Raw genomic sequence first — 12,461 nt, 5'->3', positions numbered from 1 at the left:
GGCGCCTTCTGGAGTGTGCGGACCGGTGGTCTCTGGTCATCGGCGGCAGGGTGCGTTGGAGGAGACGGGTGGGGCTTCGGGGGAGGTGAGGGGGAGGGTGCCCATGCTGGCCATGATGTCCAGGGCCTGGTGGCGGTAGGTGCGGGCGCGGTCGCCGCGGGCGAGTTCGTGGAAGAGGCGGCCGAGGTCCCACAGGAGGCCGGCCTCGCCGTGCCGGTCGCCCACCTCCCTGGCCAGCAGGAACGCCTGCTCGTAGCGGCGGACGGCCCGGTCGTGGTCGCCGTTCCGGTAGTGCGCGCGGGCCAGGCTGGCCAGGTGGTAGAACCCGCCGTGCCGGTAGCCGAGGTCCTGAGAGAGCCAGGCCCCCCGGCGGTAGTTGTCCATGGCCGAAGGCGTGTCGCCGATCCGTTCCTCCAGCAGGCCGAGCCGGTGCAGGGCCAGCACCTCGTCGTACGGCTCGCCCGCCGTACGCAGAATCGCGATGGACCGCAGGAGCCGGTCGGCCGCCTCGTCGTACCGCTCCTCCCGGACCAGCAGGGTGCCCCATTCGAGCAGCGCCCGCGCCTCGCCCGTGGTGTCCTCCGCGGCCCGGTACAGCGCCTGGGCGCGGGCGATGTGGCCGAGGGCGCGCTCGGTGTCCTGATCGCCGAGCCCGTGGCAGTGCGACAGCACCAGGTGGGTGCGGGCCTCGGCGTGGATGGTCTCCCGGCGGGCGGTGGCGGGCAGGATGATCTGGTTGAGCGCCCAGCAGTCCTGGAGGTAGCCGCGGATGCGCAGCGGGCCGGTGAGCGCCGCCGCGAGCTGGACGGCGAGCGTTTCGTGGCTCCCAGGGACGGTGGCGGCCTGCCGGACGACCGGGACCAGGTTGCGGCGGTGGTCGTCGAGCCAGGCGAGGGCGTCGGCGGGGGTGTAGACCTCGGCGGCGGTGTACGGCCGCCGTTCGTCCTCGTGCAGCCAGCGCAGGTTGAGCGGGTCGAGCAGCTCGGTGACCTGTAACGCGGCGGCGTGGTAGTACTGGAACGCGCGCAGCAGCGCCTCGTGCCGCTCCCGGTCCGGCAGGTGCGATCGGGCCTCCTCGGTGGCGAACAACCGCACCAGGTCGTGCATCAGGTAGTGGTGCGGGCGCGGCGAATCGACCAGCCGGGCGTCCAGCAGCCCCTCCAGGCCCTCTTCGGAGCGCCGCTGCGACAGGCCGGTGAGCGCGGCGGCGACGGGTACGGTGATCTCCGGCCAGTGCGGCAGCCCCATGTGGCGGAAGACCTTGACCAGCTCTTCGCTGCGCGGGTCGTTGTCCAGCTCCTGGCGGCTGGTCGCGAAGCTGGTCCGGACCTCGAGATCGTCGACCTTCAGCTCGTCCAGCCGGTGGTGTTTGGACATGAGCTTGTCGGCCAGGAACCGCAGCGGCCAGGCCGGCCGGGACGCCAGCCGGGCGGCGGCGATGGTCAGGGCCAGCGGCAGCCCGCCGCACAGCCGGGCGATCCGTACGGCCTGCTCGCGTTCGGCGGCGATGCGCTCGGCCGACACGACCGAGGTGAGCAGCGCCAGCGACTCCTCTTCCGACATCGGCTGAAGGTGGTGGACCGCGCCGCCGAGCGCCGGCAGCGTACGGCGGCTGGTCACCAGTACCGAGCACGACTTGGCCGGCATCAGTGGGCGGACCTGCGCGGAATCCACCGCGTTGTCGAGGAGCAGCAGCATCCGCCGGTTCGCGGTCAGGGACCGGAAGCGGGCCGCGGCCTCGGCCTCCTCGGGTGGTACCGCGTGGGTGGCCGCGCCCAGTGAGCGCAGCATGCGTCCGAGCACGTCAGTCGGCTCCAGGGGCTTCAGGCACCTGGACGAACCTTGCAGATCAACATAGAACAGCCCGTCGGGAAAGTGCCGGCTGATCCGGTGGGCCAGGTACGTGGCCAGCTCGGACTTGCCCACGCCGCCCACGCCGTCGATCACCACGATCCCCGGCCCTTCGGGGTCGAGCAGCAGGTGCTCCAGCCGGTTCACGTCGGCCTGCCGCCCGGCGAACACCCCGCTGCCACGGAAGATCCGTTGGGCGGCGCGGAGACCGGGTCGGGATCTTCGGCGAGCCCCGCCACGGCGCGGGACGCGCCCTCCTCCGGCCCGCTGGAGCCGTCGTCGGTGAGGATCGCCTGCTGGAGGGCCTGGAGTTCGCCGCAGGGCTCAAGTCCCAGCTCCTCGGTGATCACCGACCGGGCTTCCCGGTAGGCGTCCAGCGCCTCCGCGCGCCGTCCTGCGGCGTGCAGCGCGCGCATGAGCTGGCCCCACAGCCGCTCTCTGAGCGGATGCTGGGCGAGCAGCGTGCGCAGTTCCACCACGATGTCGGTGTGCCGACCGAGCAGCAGCCGGGCCTCGACGTGCCCTTCGGCGGCGAGCTGCCGCAGCTCGGTGAACCGGTGCGTCATGGCGGTCAGCGAGGGGGTGGGCGCGGCGTCCATGAACGGCTCGCCGTCCCACAGCGACAGGGCCGCGGAGAGCCGGCGTTCGGCCTCTTCCGCCTCGCCGCGGTCCAGCGCCGCGAGCCCCTCCGTGATCTGGGTCTCGAACTGCACGCCGTCGATCGACTCCGGCGGGCAGCGCAGCTCGTACCCGCCCGCGCAGGTGGCGATGACCTTGCCCTCCCGGTCGCCCAGGGCGCGCCTGCACTGCAGCACATAGTTGCGGATCAGGACCGCGGCGGAGGCGGGCGGTCTGCCGGGCCACAGTTCGAGTACCAGCCGATCGACCGAGACCACCCGCCCGGCGTCCAGCATCAACAGCGCCAGCAGTGCTCGCGGGCGAAACCCCGGGATCGGATACCAGTTGATGTCCGTCCGAAATTCAACTCGCCCGAGGTATCTGAACCACATGCGAGCACCCTCCGCCGCATTGGAGACCAGTTCTATCGAGCCACAATCATAAGTAACCTGGTCGGTAAGTGGAAAAGTTAACAAGACCTAAATTACTGGGTTACGCGGTATTGGCATCCTGACGTAGTGGGGTCGGAGGCATTCGCGGGCGCGCTGCGCCGCCCGCACCCGACCGGGGGTTTCGCCATGACATCGCCGCAGTCCCGAGCCGCGAGGACATCCTTCCACCATCCCTCCATCACCCTTCCGCCGTCCCGATGCGGCTTACGACCGTGGCCACCGGCAATCTGGGGGAATTATGCGTTTCGGAGTATTAGGATCGCTCACGATCGACGACAACGGGATCGGTCGACCGCCCAGCGCGCCCAAGCAGCGGCAGTTGCTCGCCCTCTTCCTGATGAACGCCGGCCATTTCGTGCCGGCCTCCGCCTGTATCGAGGAATTATGGGGGAGCGGCCCGCCGCGAACGGTGACCGCGACCCTGCAGACGTACATCCTCCAGATCAGGCGTTCGCTCGCCATGTCGCCGGAGATCGGCTCGGTGGCGCAGGCCCGTAAGGTGCTGGTCACCGGCAATCGCGGTTACCACCTGATCGTCCCGGCCGACTCCCTGGACGTCATGGAGTTCCAGCGGTGGCTGCGCGACGGCCGCCGGGCGGCGCTGCGCAACGACGACGAGACCCGGGCCCGCTGCCTGCGCGTGGCGCTGGCGCAGTTGCGGGGCCCGGCGCTCGGCGACGTGCCGGTGGGGCCGCTGCTGCGACCGCAGGTGGAAAGCCTGGAAGAGTCACGGATCGCGGCGATGCAGGAGTGTTTCGACGCCGAACTCCGCCTCGGCCGCCACCAGGATATCCTCGGCGAACTACGGACCACGGCGGCCCCGGCATCCCTTCAACGAGGAGTTCCAGGCCCAGTACATGCTGGCGCTGTACCGATCGGGCCAGCAGGTCAAGGCGCTCGACGTCTTCCACCGGCTGCGCGCCACCCTGGCGGCGGAGCTCGGCCTGGGCCCGTCCCGCACGATCCGCTCCCTGCACGAGGCCATGGTCCACGCGCACCACGAACTGTCCCTCGAAGTGATCGGCGCCTGAACCTGCCGGGGCCGCCCGCCCGCCGGTTGACCTCAATATTGGTTGAGGTTGCCCCCTGGGAGCGTCCAAGCTGCCGCGGTTGACAGGTGAAACGTGCGTAACAACCCGATTCTCGTACTCGCCGCCGTCCTGCTCTCCAGCGTGTCCCTGCCGATCACGCTGACCGGCGCGTCGGTCGCGCTCGTGGAGATCGCGTCCGACCTCCAGGCGGATCTCGCGCCGGTTCAGTGGGTGGTGACCGGCTACAACGCCACCTTCGCGAGCTTCATGCCGGCCTCCGGCTCGCTGGCGGACCTGATCGGCAGGCGGCGGATCTACACGTCCGGGCTGATCATATTCGTGGTCAGCGGCCTGCTGAGCACCGTGGCCACCGACATCGTGCTGCTCGACGTCGTGCGCGCGCTCGCCGGGGTCGGCGGGGCCGCGGCGGCGGCGAGCGGCTCGGCCCTGCTGGCCGCCTCCTTCCAGGGCCCGGCCAGGGCCCGGGTGTTCGGCCTGTTCGGCACCGCGCTCGGCATCGGCCTGGCCTTCGGGCCCACGATCGCCGGGGTGCTGGTCAACGCGTTCGGCTGGCGGGCGGTGTTCGGCGTGCCGTCCGTCGCGTGCCTGCTGGTGCTGGCGGTCGTCCGGCTGCTGCCGGAGTCCCGTGACCCGCGCTCGCGCCGGGTGGACTGGGCGGGCACGGTCTCCTTCACGGCGGGCCTGCTGCTGCTCATCTTCGGATTCGTCGAGGGTCCGGCCCTGGGCTGGGCGTCGCCGGCCGTGCTGGGGACCTTCGTCGCCTTCCGCCCGCCGGGGCGCGCGTGGTCGAGCGGGACCTCGACCGTCGCGCACTCCAGCCGCGCCGCCGCGGGCGACTCGGCGGCGGGCGGCAGGCCGGAGCACCCGCCCCAGGCGGGGCCGGTCCGTTGCCCCGCCGCCGCGGGTGCTGGGGCGAACGCGCCGAGCAGGCAGGTCGCCGCCAATGTGAGGGCCCATCCAGGGCGCATGAGTCCGTCTCCCCCTCGTGTCGTCGAGCCTTGTCGTGATCGACAACGCTAGGCGGCCACGATGGGCCCGGATCACGCGGAAGACCCCCCAGTCGTCCGGGGGCGAACCCCACCTTTCAGGGTCTTGCGTCCGCCGCCGGGGAAAAGAACGCGGTCTCCGGCCGCTGCATGTACTCCATCGCCGCGGCGAACACCGGATCGGTCATCCGGCGTTCCATCTCCTCCATGGTCACGTCCTCGATGCGGGTCTGGATCCACCAGACGTTCCCGAACGGGTCGCGCACCCGCCCCACCAGGTCGCCGAAGGCCAGGTGGGTGACCTCGCTGATCGGTACGCCCCCGCGGCCACCGCCTGCCGCAGTACGGCGTGCGCGTCCTCGACGTACAGCCGCAGGAACGACGGCAGGGCCGGCCAGCTCGGATCGCCGTCGAACAGCATCACGACCGCGTCGCCGATCCGGACCTCCGCGTGCCCGATCCGCCCCCGGCCATCGACCACCCGGCCCAGTTCCTCCGCGCCGAACGCCCTGGTCAGGTAGTCGAGTACCGCGCCGGTGTCCGTGGAGACGATCCACGGCGTGACGGTGGTGTAGCCCTCGGGAATCGTGTTGACGGGCATGTGCCGGCCTCCTGGGTTCGGGTCGTCGCTGCACTGACTCGGCAACGCTAGAACCCATATAGGCCGGTTCATGACCTAGTTGGTCACCGGTGGACGCGCCGGACCCTCGGGTAGTGCAGGTCGAACGCCGGCCGTTCGGAGCGGATGCGCGGGATCGAGGTGAAGTTGTGCCGCGGCGGCGGGCAGGACGTCGCCCACTCCAGCGAGTTGCCGAACCCCCACGGGTCGTCCACGGTCACCAGCGCGCCCTTGCGCGAGGTCTGCCACACGTTGTAAAGGAACGGCAGGGTGGACGCGCCGAGGACGAACGCACCGACCGAGGAGATGACGTTGAGCCCGGTGAATCCGTCGATCGGGCTGTAGTCGGCGTACCGCCGTGGGAAGCCGATCACGCCCAGCCAGTGGTGTACCAGGAAGGTGGTGTGGAAGCCCACGAACAGCAGCCAGAAGTGGACCTTGCCCATCGTGTCGCTGAGCATCTTGCCGGTCAGCTTGGGCCACCAGAAGTAGAACCCGGCGAACATCGCGAACACCACCGTGCCGAACACCACGTAGTGGAAGTGGGCGACCACGAAGTAAGTGTCGCTGATGTGGAAGTCCAGTGGCGGCGAGGCGAGGATGACACCGGTCAGGCCGCCCAGCAGGAAGGTGACCAGGAACCCGATCGCGAACAGCATCGGGGTCTCGAACGTCAGGTGGCCGCGCCACATGGTGCCGATCCAGTTGAAGAACTTCACGCCGGTCGGCACCGCGATCAGGAACGTCATGAACGAGAAGAACGGCAGCAGTACCTGCCCGGTGGGGAACATGTGGTGCGCCCACACGGTCATCGACAGGCCGGCGATGGCGATCGTGGCGGCCACCAGGCCGATGTACCCGAACAGCGGCTTGCGGCTGAAGACCGGCAGCACCTCGGTCACGATGCCGAAGAACGGCAGCGCGATGATGTAGACCTCCGGGTGCCCGAAGAACCAGAAAAGGTGCTGCCAGAGGATGGCCCCGCCGGTGGCCGCGTCGTAGATGTGCGCGCCGAGTTTGCGGTCGGCCTCCAGTACCAGCAGCGCGGCGGCCAGCACCGGGAAGGCCAGCAGCACCATGATCGAGGTGAGCAGCACGTTCCAGGTGAAGATCGGCATCCGAAACATGATCATGCCGGGCGCGCGCATGCAGATGATCGTGGTGATGAAGTTGACCGCGCCGAGGATCGTGCCGAGCCCGGCCAGTACCAGCCCCATGATCCACAGGTCGCCGCCGGGCCCGGGGGAGTAGGCCGCGGTGGACAGCGGCGTGTACGCGAACCAGCCGAAGGACGCCGCCCCGTCCGCCACGCCGAAACCGGCGAGCGTGATCAGCCCGCCGAACAGGAACATCCAGTAGCTGACCATGTTCAGCCGGGGGAAGGCCACGTCGGGCGCGCCGATCTGGAGCGGCATGACGGCGTTGGCGAACCCGGCGAACAGCGGGGTCGCGAACAGCAGCAGCATGATCGCTCCGTGCATGGTGAACATCTGGTTGTACTGCTCGCGCGAGACGAACTGCAGGCCGGGCGCGAACAGCTCGGCGCGGATCACCATCGCCATGATCCCGGCGACCAGGAAGAACGCGAACGACGTGATCAGGTAGAGGTTGCCGATCACCTTGTGGTCGGTGCTGGACAGCCATGACACGAGAATGGCGCCCTTGGTCCGGTGCTCCACCGGCCCGGGTACGAGGTGTTCCCGATCCGGCGGCGGCTCGACTCTGGTCACATCGTCTCCTGGCGCGGCGAGTTCTCCCGGCGCGACGAGCGGCGGTACGTGCGCCGCTCATGCCCGTGCCGACCTGCGGAAAAACGGTGCTCGCCGCCCATCGCCGCAATCTCGGTGCTCGCATGGGCGGGAATGGACCACGGCTATACCCGCAGGGGTCGCGAGGGTCAGGGCAGGGTCAGGTCGGTGACCGTCAGGCGGTGGTCGTCGCCGGGGAGGGTGACGGCCCGGAAGTCGCGTACCGCGATCCGCTCGTCGGCGAGCACATGGTCGATGGCGATCTTCGGGAAGAAGAACGGCTGCTCGTGGTAGGGCCAGGTCATGGTCAGCCCGTGGCCGGTGGCGTCGGCCGCGTCCCGGTAGCCGGTGGCGATCAGGCCCCTGAGCACGGCGTGGTCCAGGGTCGCGTTGAAGTCGCCGGCCAGCACGCGCAGCGGGCCGCCGGCCCCGGGCAGCCGCCGGACGCTCGGCTCCCAGCAGGCGGTACGCCAGCCCGAGGACGGCGCGCAGGCGTGTACCGACACGATCTCCACCCGCCGGCCGTCCGGCATGGTCACGATGGCGGCGGCCTGGCCCGGTCCGGTACCGGGCAGCCGCCTGCCCTCGCTCACCGGGTGCCGGGCGTAGATCGCCACGCCGTTCGCGTCCTCTTCGGGCAGCGTGTAGGCGTACGGCAGCAGCCCGGCCATCCCCTCGGCGGCCAGCCGCTCCGGCACCGGCCCGGTGACCTCCTGAAGCGTGAGAACGTCCGGGCGGTAGCGCCTGACCTGCTCCATCAGCGCGGAGATCGAGACGTTGCCGTTCCACATGTTGAGCGTCATGATCCGCAGCGCGGGGCCGCGCGCCGGTGGCTGCGTCCCGGGGAGCATCCGGGGCAGCATGATCACCGCGAACATCGCCACCGCCACGAACGCCGTCACCGCCGCGCGCCACCGCCGGGTCAGGGCCGCCCAGGCGAGCGGGACCAGCGCGGCCACCGCCAGGTACGGCGTGAACGACACCGCCTGCGACCAGCGGAACACCGGCTCCCACCCGGTCAGCCGCAGCGCGCCCCAGCCGAGGCAGGTCGCCGTCATGGCCCACAGCACGACCGTGCCGCCGCGCCGGTCGCGGCGGACGCCGCCCGGCAGCGGTGGCACGAGCGTGGCCACGCCGGGTGGGTCGTCAATACGCTCGGAACGCTCCATCCCGAACAATTATCCCGGCCGCCACACTGATCAGCGAATGCGGCGAAACGGGCTGAAGTACGCCCTGGGTTGTACCGCGGGGCCCGCGCTGGGCTGACGACCTCACCGGCAGGCCCGCCGAGCATGGAACCCCATGAAGACAGTCATCTGGTCATTGCGCGTGCTGACCACCGTCCACCTGCTGGGGGTGCTCGGCCAGGGGGTGCTGGCCGGGATGTTCGTCACGGGCGACGTGGACATGCTGACCCTGCACTCGGACAACGCCCTTTACACCCATGTGCTGAGCATCCTGCTGACGGTCGCGGCGGTGCTGGTGTGGCGGCCGGGGCGCGGCCCGTCGTGGCCGGCGTGGGCCGGTGGGGCGCTGGTGGTGGTCGAGACGGTACAGATCGTGCTGGGCCAGGATCGGCGGCTCGCGCTGCACATGCCGCTGGGCATGCTGATCTTCGGGGTGTCGCTCATGGTGACGCTGTGGTCCTGGCGCTGGCGCGGGGCGGCCCGATGATCTCGCGCCGCGGATTCCTGGCCCTCGCGGGGGTGAGCGGGGTCGCCGCCACGGCGGCCGGTTGCGGCGCGCTGACCGCTGAGGTCGCCGGTCGGCTGCTGACCAGCGCGCTGCCGCCGCCCCGCCCGTTCACCGTCCCGCTGCCGATCCCGCCGGTGGCCCGCGCGCTGCGGCCGGGCCACTACGAGGTGACCCAGCGGGCCGCCCGAATGGAGATCATCCCGGGGACGACGACCGAGGTATGGGGCTTCGACGGCCTGTTCCCCGGGCCGACGTTCGAGCTGCGGGCGGGGGAGCGCGCCACGGTCAGGGTCCGCAACGAGCTGCGCGTGCCCACCTCCACGCACCTGCACGGCGGGGTCACCCCACCGGACTCCGACGGCTACCCGACCGACCTGGTGGTGCCCGCCGGGCACGCCGCGCACGGCGGGGGACACCACCCCGTCACCGTCCACACCGGGGCCAAGGACTACGTCTACCCGCTGGAGCAGCGGGCCGCCACGCTCTGGTACCACGACCACCGGATGGACTTCACCGGGCCGCAGGTATGGCGCGGTCTGGCCGGGTTCGCGCTGGTCCGCGACGAGGAGGACGACGCGCTGCCGCTGCCCAGGGGCGAGCGTGACATCCCGCTGATGATCTGCGACCGGGCGTTCGCCGAGGACGGCTCCTTCCGCTATCCGTCCGTCGATCCGAGTCTGATGGGCAGGCCGGGCGTGGCGGCGGCGTACATGGCGGGCGTCGAGGGGGACGTGATCCTGGTCAACGGGGCTCCGTGGCCGATCCACGAGGTCGCGCCCGCGCGCTACCGGCTGCGCTTGCTGAACGCCTCCAACGCCCGCCGCTACCGGCTCGAACTGCGGCCCGGCGGCGGCTTCACGCAGGTGGGCGGCGACCAGGGGCTGCTGGCCGCGCCCGTCGAGCACCGGTCGCTGCCGATCTCACCGGCCGAGCGGTTCGACGTGGTGGTGGACTTCGCCGCCTATCGGCCGGGGACGGAGGTGACCGTGGTCAACACGCTGGGGCAGGGCCTCGCGCGGAACGTGCTGCGCTTCCGGGTCACCGGCCGGGTACGGCCGGGCGGCGACCCGCCGTGCCGCGCCGCCTGTCGGCTCCGCCGCGGGCCGAACGGCGGGCGGCGGCGGCCACCCGGGTGTTCGATTTCCGGCGCACCGGGGAAGGGGCGCACGAGGCGTGGACGATCAACGGCCTGCCGTTCCGGCCGGGGCGCCCATTGGCCGCGCCGCGGCTGGGGACGACCGAAGTGTGGCGGCTGGCCAGCGATTTCCACCATCCGGTACATGTGCATCTGGCGCATTTTCTCGTGCTTTCCCGGGGCGGTCGGTCGGCCGGTCCAGCGGACGCGGGATGGAAGGACACGGTGGACGTCCGGCCATATGAGGTGGTGGAGGTCCTGGTGCGGTTCGAGGGGTACCGGGGGCGGTACATGATGCACTGCCACAACCTGGAGCACGAGGACATGGCGATGATGGCGGACTTTGAGGTTGTCTAACGCTCGTTACCCCATTTCCATAAGGAATCAATTGACTTAGAGAAAGGTCGTCAATGGGGTAGATTTTGCGTTCATGGAGGATACCGTAGTCGAATACTTAGGCTCGCCTCCCCGGCGCAGGGGGAGGCCATGGAAGCTGTGGGTCGCGGTGATCGCGATGGCCGTCATCGGAGTGGCGGCCGGGGTGTACGGCGGGCTGGAGGTCCGCCGGGAGCTCGAACGCCCGCCCACCCAGGCGGAGAAGGACGCCGCCGCGGTGAAGGAGGTCGCCCTGCGCTGGCGGACCAGGAGGGCCGGGCAGATCTTCCCGGCCGAGATCGAGTACGGTGAGCGCCACCGGGCGCGGCGCGTGGGCATCGCCCCGCAGGCGCGGTGCGATGAGGCCGTAGACCCCGCCGTCGCCCTGGTGTTCGTCAACAACGGCTGCTCGGCCGTGCTCCGCGCGACCTACATCGACCACTCGCGCACCCTCGTGACCACCGTCGGCATCGCCGTACTGCCCTCCGAGAAGGCGGCCGACAAGGCCGTCGAGAGCATCCGCGCGGCGGACGGCATGCTGCGCGCGGCGGCCTTCCCCGGCACCCGCGCGGCCTGGTACCGCGACGCGGCGCGCCAGGACGACACCGTCGGCGGTTACGCCAACTACGTGCTCCTGGCGGCGAGCGGGTACGCCGATGGCCGTAAGCGGATCACCGCCGACCGCCCGAAGCTGTTCGCCCTGGACGACACGCTGATCACCCGGGTCGGCGCGGCGCTGGGCGAGGAGCGCGACCCCTGCGAGGTGGCGGGGGTGGTCCAGTGCTGACCACCTTGACCCGGATCACCCTGGCGGCGGCGGTCGCGGCGATCACCCTCTTCGCCGCGCCCGGGCCGTCCGCCGCCGACGACGTACTGTCCCGCCTGGCCGCCGACCTGCGCGCGGCGCACGCCGTCGCCGACGGCGACGGCGTCACGGTCGCCATCCTGGGCGACGGGATCGACGCGCGCCTGCCCGAGCTGCGCGGCCGGGTCAAGGCCGCCCCCGACCTCTACAAGCCCAAGGAGAGCGAGCAGCGGTTCGGCACGCTGCTGGCCGGCCTGATCGCCGGGAAGGGCAACCCCCGGGGCACGTCGGTCCGCGGCGTCGCGCCTGCCGCGGACATCCTGTCGATCAGGGTGATGCCCACCGGTGAGCGCGCCTACCGCCGGTTCGTCAAGAGCGACGACCTCGACAACGTCGCCGACGCCATCCGCTCCGCCGCCGACCGCGGGGCCGACGTCATCCTCGTCACCGACGCCCGTGGGGAAGCCGGCGGCAACGACGAGCTGCTCTCCGCCATCGAGCACGCCAACGGCAAGAACGCCGTCATCGTGTCGGCCTCCCCGCGCCTGGTGGACGATTCGCTCAAGAAGGCCCCCGCCTCCCAGATCGGCTACCCGCCGGGGTTCCCCGGCGTGATCGGCGTCGGCACCCTGAACGGCCAGGGACGGCGCGACCCCGCCTACTCCGCCCGCAACTCCACGATCGCCGTGTCCGCCCCCGGCACCAAGGTGGACACCACCGGCGACGGCGGCAAATCGAGCTGGTGGGTGCAGGGCGGCGACGTCGCCGCCGCCTGGGTGGCCGGCACCGCGGCACTGATCCGGCAGGAGCACCCGAAACTACCGCCCGACCTGGTCGCCCGCGCCATCACCTCCTCCACCCGCGGCCGGCCACCCGGCGGCTACGACTTCGAGCGCGGCCACGGCATCATCAACCCGGCGGCGGCACTGAAGGCGGCCGGCGACCTCACCGACATCGCCGACACGGCCGACGCCGAGGGCAAGACCCTCCCCGAGAGCACCCGCGCCGGCGGCGGCCCGCCCAAGACCCCCATCAAGGCGGTGGTCCACGACCGGACCAAGATCCTCGGCCACAGCGTGCTCGCCGGCGCCGGACTCCTCCTCCTTCTCGCCGCCACCCTCACCT

The 12,461-nt window shown here is 71.1% G+C and carries 11 protein-coding genes and 2 pseudogenes; 8 read left to right on the top strand and 5 right to left on the bottom strand.

Annotation, left to right across the window (positions count from 1 at the left end; translation table 11 throughout):
* Positions 1 to 36: 36 nt before the first annotated feature.
* Complete coding sequence (locus C1I98_RS25320; protein WP_111169930.1) at positions 37 to 2,022, bottom strand: NB-ARC domain-containing protein; 1,986 nt, start codon at positions 2,020 to 2,022, stop codon at positions 37 to 39.
* On the bottom strand, positions 1,995 to 2,861 hold the full coding sequence (locus tag C1I98_RS25315; RefSeq protein WP_111169929.1) for an AfsR/SARP family transcriptional regulator: 867 nt from the start codon (positions 2,859 to 2,861) through the stop codon (positions 1,995 to 1,997). The genes C1I98_RS25320 and C1I98_RS25315 overlap by 28 nt, the downstream gene beginning before the upstream one ends.
* A gap of 298 nt (positions 2,862 to 3,159) precedes the next feature.
* Here C1I98_RS25315 and C1I98_RS45795 point away from each other — a divergent pair.
* From C1I98_RS45795 to C1I98_RS25300, 3 genes and pseudogenes are all read left to right on the top strand, one after another.
* Positions 3,160 to 3,726, top strand: a pseudogene (locus tag C1I98_RS45795) (AfsR/SARP family transcriptional regulator); the annotation flags it as partial.
* Positions 3,710 to 3,952 (top strand): BTAD domain-containing putative transcriptional regulator, encoded by a 243-nt coding sequence (locus C1I98_RS45125; protein ID WP_267898073.1) that lies wholly within the window; start codon positions 3,710 to 3,712, stop codon positions 3,950 to 3,952. The pseudogene C1I98_RS45795 and the gene C1I98_RS45125, both read left to right, overlap by 17 nt.
* A 93-nt stretch (positions 3,953 to 4,045) precedes the next feature.
* Entirely contained in the window at positions 4,046 to 4,993 is a 948-nt protein-coding gene (locus C1I98_RS25300) for an MFS transporter (RefSeq protein ID WP_111169927.1), read from the top strand.
* 177 nt (positions 4,994 to 5,170) lie between these two features.
* Here C1I98_RS25300 and C1I98_RS25295 read toward each other — a convergent pair whose 3' ends face one another.
* The 3 genes from C1I98_RS25295 to C1I98_RS25285 all read right to left on the bottom strand — a co-directional run bounded on the left by C1I98_RS25295 (position 5,171) and on the right by C1I98_RS25285 (position 8,495).
* A complete protein-coding gene (locus C1I98_RS25295; protein ID WP_199537203.1) occupies positions 5,171 to 5,560 on the bottom strand; it encodes a VOC family protein in 390 nt (129 codons plus the stop codon).
* A gap of 83 nt (positions 5,561 to 5,643) precedes the next feature.
* A complete protein-coding gene (gene ctaD, locus C1I98_RS25290; RefSeq protein WP_233508166.1) occupies positions 5,644 to 7,257 on the bottom strand; it encodes an aa3-type cytochrome oxidase subunit I in 1,614 nt (537 codons plus the stop codon).
* A gap of 218 nt (positions 7,258 to 7,475) precedes the next feature.
* A complete protein-coding gene (locus tag C1I98_RS25285; protein ID WP_111169925.1) occupies positions 7,476 to 8,495 on the bottom strand; it encodes an endonuclease/exonuclease/phosphatase family protein in 1,020 nt (339 codons plus the stop codon).
* Positions 8,496 to 8,628: 133 nt separating this feature from the next.
* On the opposite strand from C1I98_RS25285, the gene C1I98_RS25280 reads away from it, so the two are divergent.
* From C1I98_RS25280 to C1I98_RS25265, 5 genes and pseudogenes are all read left to right on the top strand, one after another.
* On the top strand, positions 8,629 to 9,000 hold the full coding sequence (locus tag C1I98_RS25280) for a hypothetical protein (RefSeq protein ID WP_111169924.1): 372 nt from the start codon (positions 8,629 to 8,631) through the stop codon (positions 8,998 to 9,000).
* Positions 8,997 to 9,530, top strand: a pseudogene (locus C1I98_RS45365) (multicopper oxidase domain-containing protein); the annotation flags it as partial. The gene C1I98_RS25280 and the pseudogene C1I98_RS45365, both read left to right, overlap by 4 nt.
* A 245-nt stretch (positions 9,531 to 9,775) precedes the next feature.
* A complete protein-coding gene (locus C1I98_RS45360; RefSeq protein WP_306461915.1) occupies positions 9,776 to 10,513 on the top strand; it encodes a multicopper oxidase domain-containing protein in 738 nt (245 codons plus the stop codon).
* Between the two features lie 73 nt (positions 10,514 to 10,586).
* On the top strand, positions 10,587 to 11,318 hold the full coding sequence (locus C1I98_RS25270; RefSeq protein ID WP_233508164.1) for a hypothetical protein: 732 nt from the start codon (positions 10,587 to 10,589) through the stop codon (positions 11,316 to 11,318).
* On the top strand, positions 11,312 to 12,461 hold a 1,150-nt coding region (locus C1I98_RS25265), incomplete at its 3' end, for a S8 family serine peptidase (protein WP_111169922.1). The genes C1I98_RS25270 and C1I98_RS25265, both read left to right, overlap by 7 nt.

The sequence above is a fragment of the Spongiactinospora gelatinilytica genome (genome assembly GCF_003236385.1).
Taxonomy (GTDB): domain Bacteria; phylum Actinomycetota; class Actinomycetes; order Streptosporangiales; family Streptosporangiaceae; genus Spongiactinospora; species Spongiactinospora gelatinilytica.
This window is presented reverse-complemented; position numbering and strand designations above follow the sequence as displayed.

Coding starts and splice junctions, on each gene's coding strand:
- C1I98_RS25285 (WP_111169925.1), bottom strand. CDS start 8,495: ATGGAGCGTTCCGAGCGTATTGACGACCCACCCGGCGTGGCCACGCTC.
- C1I98_RS25295 (WP_199537203.1), bottom strand. CDS start 5,560: ATGCCCGTCAACACGATTCCCGAGGGCTACACCACCGTCACGCCGTGG.
- C1I98_RS25270 (WP_233508164.1), top strand. CDS start 10,587: ATGGAGGATACCGTAGTCGAATACTTAGGCTCGCCTCCCCGGCGCAGG.
- C1I98_RS25280 (WP_111169924.1), top strand. CDS start 8,629: ATGAAGACAGTCATCTGGTCATTGCGCGTGCTGACCACCGTCCACCTG.
- C1I98_RS25315 (WP_111169929.1), bottom strand. CDS start 2,861: ATGTGGTTCAGATACCTCGGGCGAGTTGAATTTCGGACGGACATCAAC.